This is a genomic window from Naasia sp. SYSU D00948 (assembly GCF_017916515.1).
Taxonomy (GTDB): Bacteria; Actinomycetota; Actinomycetes; order Actinomycetales; family Microbacteriaceae; genus Naasia.
This window is the reverse complement of sequence record NZ_JAFMTA010000001.1, coordinates 1,670,964-1,687,252: the sequence shown is the minus strand read 5'-3', so window position 1 is coordinate 1,687,252 and position 16,289 is coordinate 1,670,964. Positions and strand designations below refer to the sequence as shown.

General features: G+C 70.2%; 14 protein-coding genes. 8 read left to right on the top strand and 6 right to left on the bottom strand.

What is annotated here, in order from left to right; all coding sequences use genetic code 11:
- Positions 1 to 8 precede the first annotated feature (8 nt).
- From J3P30_RS08015 to J3P30_RS07990, 6 genes are all read right to left on the bottom strand, one after another.
- The gene (locus J3P30_RS08015) at positions 9 to 1,286 is read right to left on the bottom strand and encodes an ABC transporter permease (protein ID WP_210480527.1); all 1,278 of its coding nucleotides are present in this window, start codon (positions 1,284 to 1,286) and stop codon (positions 9 to 11) included.
- Positions 1,283 to 2,551, bottom strand: coding sequence for an ABC transporter permease (locus J3P30_RS08010; protein ID WP_210480526.1), 1,269 nt, complete (start codon positions 2,549 to 2,551; stop codon positions 1,283 to 1,285). Before J3P30_RS08010 ends, J3P30_RS08015 begins: the two co-directional genes overlap by 4 nt.
- Complete coding sequence (locus J3P30_RS08005) at positions 2,548 to 4,062, bottom strand: ABC transporter ATP-binding protein (protein ID WP_210480525.1); 1,515 nt, start codon at positions 4,060 to 4,062, stop codon at positions 2,548 to 2,550. Before J3P30_RS08005 ends, J3P30_RS08010 begins: the two co-directional genes overlap by 4 nt.
- 92 nt (positions 4,063 to 4,154) lie before the next feature.
- Positions 4,155 to 5,264, bottom strand: coding sequence for a BMP family protein (locus J3P30_RS08000; protein ID WP_210480524.1), 1,110 nt, complete (start codon positions 5,262 to 5,264; stop codon positions 4,155 to 4,157).
- Positions 5,265 to 5,532: 268 nt separating this feature from the next.
- On the bottom strand, positions 5,533 to 6,606 hold the full coding sequence (locus tag J3P30_RS07995) for a BMP family protein (protein WP_210480523.1): 1,074 nt from the start codon (positions 6,604 to 6,606) through the stop codon (positions 5,533 to 5,535).
- Between the two features lie 230 nt (positions 6,607 to 6,836).
- A complete protein-coding gene (locus J3P30_RS07990) occupies positions 6,837 to 7,988 on the bottom strand; it encodes a mannose-1-phosphate guanylyltransferase (protein WP_307807441.1) in 1,152 nt (383 codons plus the stop codon).
- A gap of 262 nt (positions 7,989 to 8,250) precedes the next feature.
- Between J3P30_RS07990 and sdhC the strand changes: the two genes are divergently transcribed.
- The 8 genes from sdhC to trpS all read left to right on the top strand — a co-directional run bounded on the left by sdhC (position 8,251) and on the right by trpS (position 16,288).
- Entirely contained in the window at positions 8,251 to 8,631 is a 381-nt protein-coding gene (gene sdhC, locus J3P30_RS07985; RefSeq protein ID WP_210481924.1) for a succinate dehydrogenase, cytochrome b556 subunit, read from the top strand.
- Complete coding sequence (locus tag J3P30_RS07980; RefSeq protein WP_210480522.1) at positions 8,631 to 9,083, top strand: succinate dehydrogenase hydrophobic membrane anchor subunit; 453 nt, start codon at positions 8,631 to 8,633, stop codon at positions 9,081 to 9,083. Before sdhC ends, J3P30_RS07980 begins: the two co-directional genes overlap by 1 nt.
- The gene (sdhA, locus tag J3P30_RS07975) at positions 9,080 to 10,987 is read left to right on the top strand and encodes a succinate dehydrogenase flavoprotein subunit (RefSeq protein ID WP_307807440.1); all 1,908 of its coding nucleotides are present in this window, start codon (positions 9,080 to 9,082) and stop codon (positions 10,985 to 10,987) included. The genes J3P30_RS07980 and sdhA overlap by 4 nt, the downstream gene beginning before the upstream one ends.
- A gap of 52 nt (positions 10,988 to 11,039) precedes the next feature.
- Entirely contained in the window at positions 11,040 to 11,837 is a 798-nt protein-coding gene (locus J3P30_RS07970) for a succinate dehydrogenase iron-sulfur subunit (protein ID WP_210480521.1), read from the top strand.
- Positions 11,838 to 12,061: 224 nt separating this feature from the next.
- Complete coding sequence (locus J3P30_RS07965) at positions 12,062 to 12,889, top strand: hypothetical protein (RefSeq protein ID WP_210480520.1); 828 nt, start codon at positions 12,062 to 12,064, stop codon at positions 12,887 to 12,889.
- A gap of 175 nt (positions 12,890 to 13,064) precedes the next feature.
- Positions 13,065 to 14,282: a YihY/virulence factor BrkB family protein gene (locus J3P30_RS07960; RefSeq protein WP_210480519.1), complete on the top strand. Its 1,218-nt coding sequence runs from the start codon at positions 13,065 to 13,067 to the stop codon at positions 14,280 to 14,282.
- A gap of 116 nt (positions 14,283 to 14,398) precedes the next feature.
- Entirely contained in the window at positions 14,399 to 15,241 is an 843-nt protein-coding gene (locus tag J3P30_RS07955) for an exodeoxyribonuclease III (protein WP_210480518.1), read from the top strand.
- Between the two features lie 12 nt (positions 15,242 to 15,253).
- A complete protein-coding gene (gene trpS / locus J3P30_RS07950; RefSeq protein ID WP_210480512.1) occupies positions 15,254 to 16,288 on the top strand; it encodes a tryptophan--tRNA ligase in 1,035 nt (344 codons plus the stop codon).
- Position 16,289 lies beyond the last annotated feature (1 nt).

Sequence of the window (16,289 nt, the reverse complement as noted above, 5' to 3'; positions counted from 1 at the left end):
TCCCCCGGTCATGACTTGATGTACGGCTTGCCGGAGGCCGCGGGAGCCCGCACCTGACCCACGAGTCCCGCGACCGCGACGATCGTGACGACGTAGGGCAGCATCAGCATGAACTCGCTCGGCACCGGCGCCCCGATGATGCTGAGGACGTTCTGCAGGTTCTGGGCGAACCCGAACAGCAGTGCCGCGAGCGTCGCCCGTATCGGATCCCATCGGCCGAAGATGACGGCCGCCAGCGCGATGAATCCGGCGCCCGCGGTCATCTCCTTGTTGAACGCGCCGACCGCGCCGAGCGTCAGGTAGGCGCCGCCGAACCCCGCGATGGCGCCCGCGAGCGAGACGTTCCAGAAGCGGGTGCGCGCCACGTTGATGCCCACGGTGTCCGCGGCCTGCGGGTGCTCTCCGACGGCGCGCAGCCGGAGGCCCCAGCGCGTCTTGAACAGGCAGTACCAGACGAGCGGGACGGCCAGGTACATGACGTAGACGATGATCGTCTGCCGGAACAGGGCGGGCCCGAGCACCGGGATGTCGGCGAGGAACGGGATCCGGATGCGCTCGAACTTCGGCGGCGAGTTGAGGAGCGCCGCGTTGGGGGTGAGCACGATGGAGAAGAAGAAGCTCGTGAGGCCGGTCACGAGCACGTTGAGGACGACGCCGACGATGACCTGGTCGACGATGTACTTGATCGAGAACGCGGCGAGCACGAACGAGACCAGGACGCCCGCGACCATCGCGCCGAGGAGGCCGACCAGCGGCTGCTGCGTGATGGACGCGACGACGGCGGAGGCGAATGCGCCGGCGAGCAGCTGCCCCTCGATCGCGACGTTCACCACGCCCACGCGCTCGCCGATCACGCCGCCGAGGGCGCCGAAGATGAGCGGCACGCTGAGTCCGAGCGTGCCCGCGAGGAGGCCCGACATGGGAACCGCGGCCCCGGCCGAGGCCCAGGTGAGGAAGCCGAGCACGAAGAGCACGCCGAACAGGGCCACGAGCCAGAGCGGAGTGCGCTGCGCGCTGCGCGCCCGCAGCACGCTGAACGCGGTGATGGCCGCCAGGAGGACCGTGACCAGGATGCCGCCCGGACGGGTCGGGATGGTGAGATCCGGGAGCCGGAAGGCGTCCGTCTCCGTCGAGAGCCGGAACGTCGACTCCCCGTCCCTCCCGAGGAGGACGAACAGGATCAGCGCGACCGCCGTGAAGATCCCGAGCGCGATGGGGACCTTCCAGCTGCGCACCGCTTCGCGCTCGAGCACGGCCTCGGGGGCCGGAACCGCTGCGACCGTCACTTGGCCACCGCCTCTCGCCGACGGGAGGGTCTGCCGACGCCGGGGGTCGGGAGACGGAAGATGCTGCGCACGAGGGGAGGCGCGGCGATGAAGAGCACGATGAGCGACTGGACGACGAGCACGATGTCGACCGGGATGCCCTCGGCCGCCTGCATCGAGAAGCCGCCGGCCTTGAATGCGCCGAACAGGATCCCGGCCGCGAACACGCCCCAGGGCCGCGACCGGCCGAGGAGGGCGACCGTGATGGCGTCGAAGCCGATGCCCGCGTCGATGCCGGACCCGAACCCGGTCTTGATGGTGCCGAGCGCCTGGGCGGTGCCGGCCAGGCCGACGAGGCCGCCCGAGATGAGCATCGCCCACACGTAGACGTTCTTGACGTTGATGCCGGCGACGCGGGCCGCGTGGGGGTTCTCGCCGACCGCGCGGAACTGGAAGCCGAGGCTGGAGCGGTTGAGCAGCCACCAGACGAGCACCGTCGCGGCGATCGCGAACAGGAAGCCCGCGTGCAGGTTGTAGCCGGGACCGAACAGATCCGGGAACACCGCGGTCTCCTTCATGGGCGGCGTCTTCGGGTTGTTGCTGCCGGGCGCCTGGAGCACGGGCGTCCGCAGCAGGAACGCGAGGAGGTAGAACGCGACGTAGTTCAGCATGATCGTCGTGATGACCTCGTGGGCGCCCGTCCGCGCCTTGAGGAGCCCGGCGAGGCCTCCCCAGAGACCGCCGACGACGATGCCGGCCGCCACCGCGACGAGGAGGTGGATGCCCCACGGCAGGTCGAGGGAGAAGCCGACCCAGCCCGCCGCGGCCGCGGCGACGAGCATCTGGCCCCGGCCGCCGATGTTGAACATGCCGACCCGGAAGGCGAGGGCGACCCCGAGTCCCGCCGCGATGAGCGGAGTCGCGAAGGTGAGCGTCTCGGTGAGCGGCCGGATCCCGGCCGCGAAGCCCGGCCTGCGGAAGTTGTAGACCGAGCCCTGGAACAGCGCCGAGTAGGCGCCCGCGACGGAATCCCAGATCGCGCGCAGCGTGTCGGTCGGCCGGGAGAAGAAGTAGCCCGCGGCCGCCTGCACCTCCTCGTTGGTGACCGCGATGAGGACGCCGCCCGCGAGCAGCGCGAGCACGACCGCGAGGATCGAGATGGCCACGCTGCCGGTGGTCAGCTCGCGGACGAAGAGGTGCCAGCGGGACTCGCCCGGCTCCTTCTCGGGGACGTCCGGGACGATCGGCGCCGCGTCGGTCGGCGATGGGAGCTGCTGATCGGTCACGCGGCGACCTCCTCCGGGTGCTCGCCCGCCATCATGAGCCCGAGCACGTCGCGCGGGGTGTCGCCGGGGACGATGCCGACGATCCCGCCGCGGTACATGACCGCGATGCGGTCGGCGAGGGCGACGACCTCGTCGAGCTCGGTGGAGACGACGATGACCGGGACGCCGGCGTCGCGCGTCTCGACGATGCGGGTGTGGACGAACTCGATGGACCCGACGTCGAGACCCCGCGTGGGCTGCGCGGCGACGAACAGCCGGAGGTCGCGGCTGAGCTCGCGGGCGAGCACCACCTTCTGCTGGTTGCCGCCGGAGAGGCGGCCGACGTGGGTCTGGATGCTCTGCGTGCGGATGTCGAACTCGCGCCGCTTCTGCTCCGCGAACTCGTTCAGATAGCCGAGCTGCAGCGTCCCGCCCTTGACGAACGGCTGGCTCGTGCTGCGGTCGAGCATCAGGTTCTCGGCGATCGTGAACTCGGCGACGAGCCCGTCCTCCTTGCGGTCCTCGGGCACGAAGCCGACGCCGGCGTCGAGCACCTTCCGGGGAGGCAGCCCTGTCAGCGGCTTCCCGTCGAGGAGGATCTCGCCGGTCACGTGCGGCTGCAGCCCGAGCAGCGCCTCGGTGAGCTCCGTCTGCCCGTTGCCCTGCACGCCGGCGATCGCGAGGATCTCGCCCCGGCGCACCTCGAAGCTCACGCTGTTGACGACGCGGTGCCCGAGCGGGTCCAGCACGGACACGTTCCGCAGCACGAGCGCCGGCTCCCCGGGCTTCGCGGGCGCCTTCTGCACGGTGAGCTCGACCGCCCGCCCGACCATGAGCGAGGCGAGCTCGGCATTGGTGGACTGCGGGGACGCCTCCCCCACGACCTTGCCGAGCCGGATCACGGTCACCCGATCGGCCACCTCGCGCACCTCGCGGAGCTTGTGGGTGATGAAGACGATGGACGTGCCTGCGGCCTTCAGCTGGCGCATGATCCCGATGAGCTCGTCGGTCTCCTGAGGGGTGAGGACCGCGGTGGGCTCGTCGAGGACGAGGACCCGCGCGTCCCGGGACAGCGCCTTGATGATCTCGACGCGCTGCTGGACGCCGACGGGGAGGTCCTCGACGACGGCATCGGGGTCGACGTTGAACCCGAAGCGGTCGGAGATCTCCTGGACCCGGGCACGGGCGGCGGCGATGTCGAGCCGGCCGCCCGCCTTCGTCTCCTCGTGGCCCAGCATCACGTTCTCGGCGACCGTGAATACGGGGACCAGCATGAAGTGCTGGTGCACCATGCCGATGCCGGCACGCATCGCGTCACCGGGTCCGGAGAAGTGCTGCTCCACGCCGTCGAGGAGGATCGAGCCCTCGTCGGCCTGGTACAGGCCGTACAGGACGTTCATCAGCGTGGACTTGCCGGCGCCGTTCTCGCCCAGGAGGGCGTGGATCTCGCCCGGCTCCACGGTGAGGGAGATCGCATCGTTCGCGGTCAGCGCTCCGAAGCGCTTCGTGATGCCGCGGAGTTCGAGCTTCATGGGATCCAATCTACGGGCGCGAGGCCCGCCGGTTCCGAGAATGCGGAAGGCCGGGGAAGCATCGCGCTCCCCCGGCCCTGTGTCCGCTCCGCCTAGGCGGCCAGGTACGACTCGACCGCCAGCTCGCCGCTCACGATCTGCTCGCGGATCGCGTCGATCTCGCCCTGCAGCTCGGCCGGCACCTTGTCCTCGTACTCGTGGAACGGCGCGATGCCGACACCCTCGTTCTCGAGCGTGCCGAGGTACGGGGTCGTGTCGAAGCCGCTCTCGGCGGCCTCCACGATGACGTCCGTCGTCGCGACCTTCATGCCCTTGAGGATGGAGGTCAGGTAGATGTCGGCGTACTGCGGGTCGGTCTCGAACAGGTCGGCGTCGCAGCCGATCAGCGCGATGTCCTTGCCCGAGTCGCGGATCGCCTGAGCCGCGCTCTGGTAGATCGGGCCGCCGACCGGCAGGAGCACGTCGGCGCCCTGGTCGATCAGGTTCTGCGCGGCGTTGAGCGAGTCGGTGCCCGCCTCGAAGCCGCCGATGAACGTGCCGTCCTGAGCGGCGCGGTCCCAGCCGAGGACCTGGACCGTGGCGCCCTTCTCGCTGTTGTAGTACTCGACGCCCTGGGCGAAGCCGTCCATGAAGATCGAGACCGTCGGGAAGTTCATGCCGCCGTAGGTGCCGACGATGCCCGTCTTCGAGGTCGCGGCCGCCGCGTAGCCGGCGAGGAACGCCGCCTGGGCGGTGTCGAACAGGATCGGCTTGATGTTCTCGGCGTCGGTCTCGCCGTCGAAGTCGTTGTCCGCGGCGTCGTCGATGATCGCGAAGTCGATGTCCGGGTTGGCGGTCGCCGCCTCGACGGTCGCCTGCGAGAGCGCGAAGCCGACCGTGAAGATCAGCGTGCAGCCCTCGTTGATGAGCCCGTCGATGTTCGGCTGGTAGTCGGCGTCGGTGTCGGACTGCACCTTCCGCGCCTCGACGCCGATCTGCTCGGCGCCCTCCTCGAGACCCTCGGAGCCGAGCTGGTTGAACGACTTGTCGTCGAAGCCTCCGGTGTCGGAGACCATGCAGGGGACGACGTCGGTGCCGGCGGCGTCGCCGCCACCGCTCGTCGCGCCGCCCTCTTCGGGAGCCGGGGCACAGCCGGCGAGGAGCAGAGCTGCGGCGCCGAGCGATGCGATCGCGGCGAAGCCTCTGCGGGGAATGGTGGTCACGTGTCCTCCAGGTTCTTCCGCGGCGGTCGGCCGCGTCTGGTGCAGAAGTGCCCGTCCCGCGGGTGCGCAGGGCCCGGACGGCCCCACGTTACACAGCGTTGGCGCCCCCGTTCTGGCGCGCGCACACGGCGGGGCGAGACGTTATGAAGATGCGACTCTGCCGTGACCCAACCGAGACGTTCGCGGGCACGCGGCGTCTCGGCGACCGTCCCGTTCGATCCGCCCGCGAGGGCCGTCCGCGCGGGATCTCAGGCGCGGCGTCGCCCGGTCACGGCGCGGACGGGGACTCCACCGTGATGGCGCCGCTGATGATGTCCTCCTGCAGCTGCGTGAGCTCGTCCGCGAGCTCCGCGGGAACCAGAGACTCGAGGTCGTGGAACGGCGCGATGCCGACCCCGCCGTTCTCGAGCGTGCCGATGAACGGGTCGCTCGAGAACGTCCCGTCGATGTCGTCGCCGACGATCTCGACGACCGCGTCGGTGGTGTTCTTGATCACGCTGGTCAGCAGGATCGGCCGGTACTCCTCCGGGAGCGTCTCGTAGCCGTCGCTGTCGACCCAGATGAGCGACACGTCGCCCGCCTCGAGGGCGGCGGCCGCGGCGCCCTCCCCGACCTGCCCGGCGACCGGGAGGATCACGTCGGCGCCCTGGTCGATGAGCCCCTGTGCGGTCGTCTTGCCGAGGTTCACGTTCTCGAAGTCGCCGGTGAAGACGCCGTCCTGGGCCGCCTTGTCCCAGCCGAGCACGCGCACCGCGGCGCCGTGCATCTCGTTGTAGCGGGCGACGCCGTCGACGAAGCCGTCCATGAACAGGGTCACGGGCGGCTGATTGCCGCCGCCGAAGGTCCCGACCACCCCGGTCTTGGAGACGCCGGCGGCGAGGTACCCGGCGAGGTAGGACGCCTGGGCGGTGTCGAAGACGATCGGCTTGACGTTCTCCGCGTCGACGACCTCGTCGACGATCGAGAAGTGGATCTCGGGGTTCGCCTCGGCGGCGGCGAGCGTGGCGTCCGCGAGCTCGAAGCCGACGGTGAGCACGAACTGGCAGCCGGAGCCCACCGCCTGGTCGACGTTCGGCTCGAGGTCGGTCTCGCTGGTCGAGACGAGGACGTCGGCCTCGATGCCGAACTCCTCGGCCGCCTGCTCGAGCCCGGCCCAGCTGGCCTGGTTGAACGACCTGTCCTCGAGTCCGCCCGAGTTGGTCACCATCCGGGCGCAGTAGTCCGCGTTCTCCTCGCCGCCGCCGGCCGCGCCGCCCTGCTCGGGAGCGGGCGCGCAGGCCGCGAGGAGGAGGGACGCGACCCCGAGCACGGGGACGAGGCGGAGGGCGAAGCTGCGGCGCATGGGGTGCTTCCTCTGGGAGGCGGGAGGATCTTCGGTCCCATAGTGCCGCCCCGGGCACCGCCCGAGACGTCCGCACGACCCTTAGTTACGGACTCGTGACGAATCCTCACGCCGCCGGTCGGCGGCGTCCGGCTCGCGCTCGACAGGCGGTTCCCCCGCCGACAGGGCGACGCACCGCCGCCGATGCTGTGGGCCGCGTCCCGCCTCTCGAGGGCGAGGGAGGCCGAGGGTCAGAGGACCTCGGTGCGGCCCGACACCTTGAGCGCGTCGACGACGGCCTTCACCCGCTGGGCGTGCTCGCTCGTCGTCACGAGCAGCGCGTCCGGGGTGTCGACGACGACGATGTTGTCGACGCCGATCAGGCTGATGAGCCGTCCGGTCTCGCTCACGACGATGCCGCTCGAGGAGTCGGAGAGCACGCGGGCGTTCTCGCCGAGGATCGCGAGATCGGACTTGCGGCCGCCCGACTGCAGCTTCGCCAGCGAGCCGAAGTCTCCGACGTCGTCCCACGCGAAGTCCCCCGGGACGACGGCGAGCACGCCCTCCTGGGCGGCCGGCTCCGCCACCGAGTAGTCGATCGCGATCTTGGTGAGCGTCGGCCACACCTTGTCGACGACGGCGCCGCGGCGCGGGGTGTCCCAGCCCTCGGCGAGCTCGAGCAGTCCGGCGAGGAGCTCGGGCTGGGTCTTGCCCAGCTGCTCGAGGAGGCGGTCCGCGCGGGAGATGAACATGCCGGCGTTCCAGAGGTAGCGGCCGGAGCTCACGTACTCCCGGGCGGTGGCGAGGTCCGGCTTCTCGACGAAGCCCTGGGCCGCCAGGGCGTTCGGCGCGCCCGGCACCTCGATCGGGTCACCGGCCCGGATGTAGCCGAAGCCGATCGCGGGCTCCGTCGGCTGGATGCCGATGGTGGCGATCCAGCCCGCGTCCGCGACGGCGATCGCCTCGACGACGGACTGGCGGAAGCGGCGGTTGTCGCTGATGACGTGGTCCGCGGCGAACGAGCCGATGATGACGCCCGGCTCCCGGTGCTCGAGGATCGCCGCCGCGAGCCCGATCGCCGCGGAGGAGTCCTTGCCCTCGCTCTCGAGGACGACGTTCTCGTCGCGCAGCTCGGGGAGCTGCTCCTCGACGGCGGCCCGGTGCGCGCGTCCCGTGACGACCATGATCCGCTGCGGACCGGAGATGGGAGCGAGCCGGTTCCAGGTGTCCCGCAGCAGCGTCTGGCCCGACCCGGTCAGGTCGTGCAGGAACTTCGGGGCGGCCGCGCGGGACAGCGGCCACAGCCGGGAGCCGATCCCGCCCGCGGGGATGACGCTGTAGAAACGGTCGACCGCCTCGGGCTCGGTGCCGCGGCCCTTCCAGACGATTCCGCTGTCGCTCACGCCGACAGACTAGGACGTGTCCCCCGCAGCAGACCTGCACCTTCGGGCGCGGCCCCGAGTACGCCGTGGGCGTACCCCGGCAGTCCGGCCCGGAACCGGGCTGGAGGGGTCGGAGCCCCGCGTAGACTGGGAGACGCATCCGAGCCCAGCCCCGGGAAGGTGGGAAGACGTCGTGTCGCTGAAGAGCACGCAGCTCCCCACGCCCACACCCTCGAAGTCCCGCACACTCGGGCCGACCAGTCTCCTGGCCGGCCGGTTCTCGCTGCCGAAGAGGCCGGCGGGGACGGTGTACCGCGGTCGCGAGGGCATGTGGTCGTGGGTCCTGCACAGAATCACCGGGGTGGCGATCTTCTTCTTCCTCCTCGTGCACATCCTCGACACCGCGCTCGTGCGGGTGAGTCCCGAGGCCTACAACGCGGTCGTCGCGACCTACAAGAACCCGATCATGGGGCTCGGCGAGCTGGCGCTCGTCGCCGCGATCGGCTTCCACGCGCTCAACGGACTGCGGATCATCCTCATCGACTTCTGGAGCGTCGGGGCCCGGTACCACCGCCTGATGTTCTGGATCGCGATGGTCCTCTGGGGCGTCCTCATGCTCGGGTTCGCGCCGCGGCACCTGATGCACGTGTTCGGAGGTGCGTGATGGCCACGACGATCGACACCCCGCGCAGCGCTCCCGTCGTCCGCAGCCGCCGGGGCAAGAACCTCGAGAAGTGGGGCTGGATCTTCATGCGCGCCTCGGGCCTCGTGCTCGTCGTGCTGCTGTTCGGCCACCTCTTCGTGAACCTCTACGCCGGCGAGGGCGTGTCCGCCCTCGACTTCGGCTTCGTCGCCGGCAAGTGGGCGAACCCGTTCTGGCAGTGGTACGACCTCCTGCTGCTGTGGCTCTCCCTGATCCATGGCGCGAACGGCATGCGCACTCTCATCAACGACTACTCGACCGGCCGGTACATGAACCGGATCCTCAAGCTGTCTCTCGGCGGTGCCACCGTCGCGCTCCTCCTCCTCGGGACCCTCGTGATCTTCACCTTCGACCCCTGCCCCGCCGCCTCCGACCCGGAGCTCCTGCCGAGCTTCTGCGCAGCCGTCTCGTGAGCGTCGGCGACCAGCCCGGCCTCATCCGGCGGATCCTGCACAACCGCAACGACCCGGAGAAGGGTCACGAGCGCGACCCGGAGAACCGGTTCTCCTACACCCCCGAGGGCGAGGGTCCCGTCTACGACGGGGTCCACTACCACCAGTTCGACGTCGTCATCGTCGGCGCCGGCGGCGCCGGGATGCGCGCCGCGATCGAGGCGGGCCCGAAGGCGAAGACGGCCGTCATCTCGAAGCTGTACCCGACCCGCTCCCACACGGGCGCCGCGCAGGGCGGCATGGCCGCCGCGCTCGCGAACGTGGAGGAGGACAGCTGGGAATGGCACACCTTCGACACGGTCAAGGGCGGCGACTACCTCGTCGACCAGGACGCGGCCGAGATCCTCGCTCGGGAGGCGATCGACGCCGTCATCGACCTCGAGAACATGGGCCTGCCGTTCAACCGCACGCCGGACGGCAAGATCGACCAGCGGCGCTTCGGCGGGCACACGGCCGAGCACGGGAAGAGCCCGGTGCGCCGCGCCTGCTACGCGGCCGACCGCACGGGCCACATGATCCTGCAGACGCTGTACCAGAACTGCGTGAAGCTCGGCATCAACTTCTTCAACGAGTTCTACGTGCTCGACCTGATCATGACGGACGTCGGCAAGGGCAAGAACAAGGACCGGCGCCCCGCGGGGGTCGTGGCCTACGAGCTCGCCACGGGCGAGCTGCACGTCTTCCACGCGAAGTCGGTCGTCTTCGCCACGGGCGGCTTCGGCAAGATCTACAAGACGACCTCGAACGCGCACACCCTCACCGGTGACGGCGTCGGCATCATCTGGCGCAAGGGCCTGCCCCTCGAGGACATGGAGTTCTTCCAGTTCCACCCGACGGGGCTCGCCGGTCTCGGCATCCTCCTCACCGAGGGCGCGCGAGGCGAGGGGGCCATCCTCCGCAACGCGGACGGCGAGCGCTTCATGGAGCGCTATGCGCCCACGATCAAGGACCTCGCTCCGCGCGACATCGTGTCGCGGTGCATGGTCCAGGAGGTCGCCGAGGGGCGCGGCGCCGGTCCGCTGAAGGACTACGTGCTCCTCGACTGCACCCACCTGGGTGCCGAGGTGCTCGAGACGAAGCTGCCGGACATCACCGAGTTCGCCCGCACCTACCTCGGTGTCGACCCGGTCGTGGAGCCGGTGCCGGTCATGCCGACCGCGCACTACGCGATGGGCGGCATCCCGACCAACGTCAAGGCCGAGGTGCTCGCCGACAACGACACCGTGGTCCCGGGGCTCTACGCCGCCGGGGAGTGCGCGTGCGTGTCCGTGCACGGGTCCAACCGGCTCGGCACGAACTCCCTCCTCGACATCAACGTGTTCGGCAAGAGGGCCGGCAACAACGCGGTCGAGTACGCGCGGACCGCGGAGTTCGTCCCGCTCCCCCACGACCCCGCACGTGCGGTGCGGAACATGATCGAGCAGCTGCAGTCCTCCACGGGCACCGAGCGGATCCACGCGATCCGCAAGGAGCTCCAGGACGAGATGGACCGCAAGGCGCAGGTGTTCCGCACCGAGGAGTCTCTGGGCGAGATGATGGTCATCATCCAGCGCCTGCGCGAGCGGTACCGGAACATCGCCGTGCAGGACAAGGGCAAGCGGTTCAACACCGACCTGCTCGAGGCGATCGAGCTCGGCTTCCTCCTCGACCTCGCGGAGGTGGTCGTCTACTCGGCCCGCAACCGCAAGGAGAGCCGCGGCGGCCACATGCGCGACGACTTCCCGGCGCGCGACGACGCGAACTACATGCAGCACACGATGGCGTACCTCACGGGCGACCTCGAGTCGCACGCGGACGAGCACATCGAGCTCGACTGGAAGCCCGTCGTCATCACCAACTACCAGCCGATGGAGCGGAAGTACTGATGTCCGCGCCAACCGCAGCATCCAGCGACCGGACCGAACGGAGGGCCTGACCATGTCGACGGTCACCATCGAAGCCGCCCAGACCCGCATCCCGGAGCGGACCACCGAGCCGACGAGCGTCGAGGACGCGCCTCCCGGGTCGTTCGTCGTCACGCTCATCATCCGGCGGTACATCCCCGAGATCGACGACGAGCCGCGCTGGCAGGACTTCGACGTGCGCGTCCTCCCCACGGACCGCGTCCTCGACGCGCTGCACAAGATCAAGTGGGAGCAGGACGGGTCGCTCACGTTCCGCCGCTCGTGCGCGCACGGCATCTGCGGGTCGGACGCGATGCGGATCAACGGCCGCAACCGGCTGGCCTGCAAGACGCTGATCAAGGACCTGGACCCGTCGCAGCCGATCTACGTCGAGGCGATCAAGGGCCTTCCGCTCGAGAAGGACCTCGTCGTCGACATGGAGCCCTTCTACGAGTCGTACAAGCAGATCCAGCCGTTCCTCATTGCGAACAGCACGCCGCCGGCGGGCCGGGAGCGCGTGCAGAACCCGGTCGCGCGCGAGCGGTTCGACGACACGACCAAGTGCATCCTCTGCGCGGCATGCACCTCGTCGTGCCCCGTCTTCTGGACCGACGGCCAGTACTTCGGTCCGGCCGCGATCGTGAACGCGCACCGGTTCATCTTCGACGACCGCGACGAGGGCGCCCAGGTCCGCCTCGACATCCTCAACGACAAGGAGGGCGTGTGGCGCTGCCGCACGACCTTCAACTGCTCGGAGGCGTGCCCGCGCGGCATCGAGATCACGAAGGCGATCAAGGAAGTGAAGCAGGCGATCCTCACAGGGAAGCCCTGACCCCTCCCCGTCCTCTCCTCTCTCTCTTCCTTGCGCTCAACAGGCGGAATCTCCGTCAACAGCAGGACATGCCGGCCCCGGTGCTGTTGACGCTGATTCTGCCTGTTGGAGGCCGGGCGCGCAGGCGTGCACCTCGATCCTGCACAGGCGTTGCGGCGCGCTGGTTGACCACCGGTTGAGGCTGGGCACCCCTTTCGCCGCGCGCAGCGCCGGACGCTCTGGGCATGACTCTCCCGTCCCCAGCTCCCCTCGTACGCACCGCCACGCTGCGAGAGCACGGGTGGACGGCCGCCGCCATCGAGCGCGCGGTCGAGGCGGGATCGCTGTGGCGCGTCGTGCGCGGCTGGTACGCCGCACCGGGCACCGACCCGGAGGTCATCAGGGCACTGCGGCTGGGCGCGCGGCTCGGATGTGTCTCGGCGCTCCGGGTGCACGGCGCGTGGTGCCCGCCTGATGCAGGTCTTCACGTCGCCATGCCCTACTCCGCCGACGGGCGCCGACTGAAGCGCGAGACCGCCGATCGCGTGGTGGTGCACTGGCGCTCGAAGGTCGATCGGCAGGAGTGGACCGCTGGGATGAGCCCTGTTCTCACCGCAGCCGCTCACGCTGTGCAGTGCCAGCCTCCGCACATCACGGTTGCAGTGCTCGACTCGCTCCTCCACCGCCGGCTCGCGTCCGCGCGCAGCGTGCTGGCGATGCTTGGGGCCATGCCGTCGTCCTTCCAGCAGTTGAGCCGCTTCCTCGACGGCAGGAGCGAGGAGGGGATCGAGTCGATAACCCGCTATCGCTTGGCCGAAGCGGGGATCTCGGCCTTGCCGCAGGTCGTCGTTGCGGGGGTCGGCCGAGTGGACCTCCTGATCGACGGATGGCTTGCCCTGGAGCTGGATGGGCGCGAGACCCACGCCCAGGAGGCCGCCTTCTCCCGGGACCGGCGCCGAACGGCACTGCTGCATCAGGCCGGCCTGACCGTTCTCCACTTCAGCTACCCGCACGTCGTCTACGACTGGCCCCTCGTCCTCGACACCGTGCGGGCGGTCCTCCGCCATCACTGACGGCGCTCTCGGTGCACCTCGCGACCCTTGTACCGACAGCGACCCGCCCTCAACAGGCACACACCGGCTGCAACAGCAAGACACGCCGCGGCCCAGCCTGTTCGCCGCAATAGTGCCTGTTGAGCGCCAGGGCAACGGCGGGATGGGGGCGGGGGCGGCGCTCTAGGCTTCCGGCATGGCCAGTGACGCCGAGACCCTGGCCGTCAGGGACGGCGAGACCGTCGCGACCGCGCCGAGCGCGAAGCCCACGCCGGACAAGCCGAAGACCGGGATCGCGGCGGTCATCGACAAGGTCGTGAAGTCGCGCCCGGTCCGCACCGTCATCCACTACAACGAGGCGGGCGGCCCCCTCCTCGCGGCCGGCATGACGTACAACGCCGTGTTCGCGACGTTCGCCTCGCTGTGGCTCTCCTTCTCGGTCGCCGGGTTCATCGTCGCCGGATCGCCCGAGCTGCAGACGGCGCTGTTCAACGCGATCAACGGCGTCGTCCCGGGACTCGTCGCCGAGGACGGCGTCATCGATCCCGAGGACCTGCTCGGCAGCGTCGGCGCCCTGAGCTGGACGAGCGCCGTCGCCGTCGTCGCCCTGCTCTTCACCGCGCTCGGCTTCCTCGCCTCCATGCGCGACGCCATCCGCCGGATCTTCGACCTTCCCGCCGACACCACCAACCCTGTGCTGCAGAAGCTGCGGGACTTCGGGCTCGCGCTCTGCTTCGGCGTGCTGATCATCGTGTCGGCAGGGCTCCAGATCTTCACCAACGCGGCCCTCGACGCGGTGTTCAACGTCCTCGGCATCGACAACCGCTCGCTCTTCGCGGTCGTCGTCGCCACCGTGCTCGGCAACGCGCTGGTCTTCCTCGTCGACTTCGTCACTGTCGCGGCCGCGTTCCGGATCCTCTCGGCCGTGAAGATCCCGCTGCGCCGCCTCCTCGTCGGCGCCGCGATCGGCGCGGTCGCGATCGACATCCTCAAGGCGGCGTTCGGTCTCGGCCTCATCGGGGGCGCCGGCAACAACCCGCTCCTGGCGGGCTTCGCGGTCTTCATCGGTCTGCTGATCTTCTTCAACTTCTTCTGCCAGGTCCTCCTGATCGCGGCGTCGTGGATCCAGGTCGGGATGGAGGAGGCCGGCATCGAGGCGCGCTCGCTCAGCCCCCAGCAGGCGGAGGCCGAGGAGGCGCTGCGCCTCGAGGAGGCCCGCCGGCTGGTCGCCGACGCGAACCACAGGAAGGCGGAGGAGGAGTACCGGAGCGCGCGGGGCCTCCGCAAGCTGCTGCTCGCCCGCCGGATCCGCCGGGACGTCCGGACGGAGGCGCGCCGCCGCGCGTCGGTGCCGACCACCGAGGAGCTCTTCGGCAAGGAGATCGCGGAGAGGGCGACCACGAAGCGTCCCTGACCGATCGCCGCAGCTGCACCGCGTCGGGGATCGGCGGCTGAGGCGTCCGTCTCCCGACCCGGAGAGGGCGCAGCGCCCCGGCGAGGAGCGTCGGATGCCGCTCCTAGGATGGAGCGATGGCCGTCCGCAGCAAGCCTCTCCGCGTCGCCACGGTCAACGTCAACGGCATCCGCGCGGCCTTCCGCCGCGGCATGGGCGACTGGCTCGCCGGCCGAGACGTGGACATCCTCGCCATGCAGGAGGTCCGCGCCTCCACCGAGGACATCGAGGAGCTGCTCGGACCCGAGTGGAGCATCCTGCACGACGCCGCCCAGGCGAAGGGCCGGGCGGGCGTAGCCATCGCGAGCCGCGACAAGGCGCACATCCACCGCGTCGCGATCGGCGAGGAGGACTTCGACACCGCCGGACGCTGGCTCGAGGCCGACTACGAGTTCGAGGGCACGATCCTCACCGTCGTGAGCGCCTACGTGCACTCGGGCGAGGCGGACACCGACAAGCAGGTGGAGAAGTACCGCTTCCTGGACGCGATGGAGGCGCGCCTGCCCGAGCTCGCCCGGCACAGCGAGCTCGCGGTCGTCATGGGCGACCTCAACGTCGGGCACCGCACCCTCGACATCAAGAACTGGAAGGGCAACGTGAAGCGGGCCGGGTTCCTGCCCGACGAGCGGGCGTACTTCGACCGCATCGTCGGCGCCGAGGACGACGACCGCTACAACGACGGCGCGGGCCTCGGCTGGGTCGACATCGGCAGGAAGGCCGCCGGCGAGGTCGCCGGGCCCTACACCTGGTGGTCCTGGCGCGGGAAGGCGTTCGACAACGACGCCGGCTGGCGCATCGACTACCAGCTTGCGACCAAGCCGCTCGCCGATCGCCTCGCCGCCTGCACCGTCGACCGCGCCCCCTCGTACGACACCCGCTTCTCCGACCACACGCCCGTGGTCGCCGACTACGACATCTGAGCCAGGACCCCGATGACCGACTCCACCCCCGCCCAGCGCACGTCCGGCAAGCCCCGCCTCTTCTCGGGCATGCAGCCGAGCGCCGACTCCCTCCACGCCGGCAACTACGTGGGGGCGCTCCTGCAGTGGAAGGAGCTGCAGGCGACGCACGACGCCATCTTCTGCGTCGTCGACCTGCACGCCCTCACGGTGCCCCAGGACCCGGCGGCGCTGCGCGAGCAGACCCGCCGGACGGCAGCCCAGTACATCGCGGCGGGCATCGATCCGGAGCAGTCGGTGCTCTTCGTGCAGTCCCACGTCCCGGCTCACACCGAGCTCGCGTGGGTGCTCAACACGCTCGCCGGGTTCGGCGAGGCGAGCCGCATGACCCAGTTCAAGGACAAGTCCGCGAAGCAGGGGACGGAGTCGGCGTCCGTCGGGCTCTTCACCTACCCGATGCTCATGGCGGCCGACATCCTGCTCTACGGGACGGCGGTGGTCCCGGTCGGCGACGACCAGCGGCAGCACGTCGAGCTGACCCGCGACCTCGCGCAGCGCTTCAACTCGCGCTTCGGCGACACCTTCCCCATCCCGGAGACGCTCACGCTCGAGGAGGGCGCCCGGATCTACGACCTGCAGAACCCGACGGCGAAGATGAGCAAGTCGGCGGAGAGCGACGCCGGCCTGATCCGGCTCCTCGACGAGCCGTCGCGAACCGCGAAGAAGATCCGCTCCGCGGTGACGGACACGGGCCGCGAGATCGTGTACGACCGGGAGAACAAGCCGGGCGTCTCCAACCTCCTGACCCTGCTCGCCGCCTTCACCGGCACGCCGATCCCCACCCTCGAGGAGCAGTACGGCGGACGCGGTTACGGGGACCTGAAGAAGGACGTCGCGGACGCCGTGGTCGCGGTCTTCGAGCCCATCCGCTCCCGCACCCTCGAGCTGCTCGCGGATCCCGCCGAGCTCGACCGCCTCCTCGCGGGCGCCGCCGGCCGGGCCGAGGAGATCGCCGACCGCACCCTCGCGACCGTCTACGACCGCATCGGCCTTCTCCCCCGGCGCTGAC

Bases quoted from the DNA above. Each gene is read 5' to 3' on its own strand.
- J3P30_RS07995 (WP_210480523.1), bottom strand. From the start codon at position 6,606: ATGCGCCGCAGCTTCGCCCTCCGCCTCGTCCCCGTGCTCGGGGTCGCG.
- J3P30_RS07955 (WP_210480518.1), top strand. From the start codon at position 14,399: ATGGCCGTCCGCAGCAAGCCTCTCCGCGTCGCCACGGTCAACGTCAAC.
- J3P30_RS07965 (WP_210480520.1), top strand. From the start codon at position 12,062: ATGACTCTCCCGTCCCCAGCTCCCCTCGTACGCACCGCCACGCTGCGA.
- J3P30_RS07980 (WP_210480522.1), top strand. From the start codon at position 8,631: ATGGCCACGACGATCGACACCCCGCGCAGCGCTCCCGTCGTCCGCAGC.
- J3P30_RS07960 (WP_210480519.1), top strand. From the start codon at position 13,065: ATGGCCAGTGACGCCGAGACCCTGGCCGTCAGGGACGGCGAGACCGTC.
- J3P30_RS08005 (WP_210480525.1), bottom strand. From the start codon at position 4,062: ATGAAGCTCGAACTCCGCGGCATCACGAAGCGCTTCGGAGCGCTGACC.
- J3P30_RS07970 (WP_210480521.1), top strand. From the start codon at position 11,040: ATGTCGACGGTCACCATCGAAGCCGCCCAGACCCGCATCCCGGAGCGG.
- trpS (WP_210480512.1), top strand. From the start codon at position 15,254: ATGACCGACTCCACCCCCGCCCAGCGCACGTCCGGCAAGCCCCGCCTC.